This window comes from Pseudoalteromonas luteoviolacea H33-S, assembly GCF_001625695.1.
Classification (GTDB): Bacteria; Pseudomonadota; Gammaproteobacteria; order Enterobacterales; family Alteromonadaceae; genus Pseudoalteromonas; species Pseudoalteromonas luteoviolacea_B.
This window is the reverse complement of the sequence record NZ_AUXY01000021.1, coordinates 1-235: the sequence shown is the minus strand read 5'-3', so window position 1 is coordinate 235 and position 235 is coordinate 1. Positions and strand designations below refer to the sequence as shown.

The following is a 235-nucleotide window of genomic DNA, read 5'->3' as shown; positions in this document are numbered from 1 at the left end:
AAGATATTGTTATTGGTACGCCAGTGGCAAACCGAGAGCAGGCGGAAGTGGCCGGTTTGATCGGCTTCTTCGTCAATACACTAGTCCTGCGGAGCGATTTATCTGGCAAGCCGAGTTTCCAGTCGCTGCTAGAACAAAGTAAAAATATGTTACTTGACGGTTATGCCCATCAGCAGGTGCCGTTTGAACAAATTGTCGAACGTTTGCAACCTGAGCGTAGCCTAAGCCATAGCCC

Annotated in this window: 1 protein-coding gene; it reads left to right on the top strand. The window is 48.9% G+C overall.

The genetic code is table 11. The features are described 5' to 3' along the window. Nucleotides 1-235 (top strand): condensation domain-containing protein (locus tag N477_RS01315; protein WP_155731761.1); only part of this gene is annotated, 235 nt, incomplete at both ends.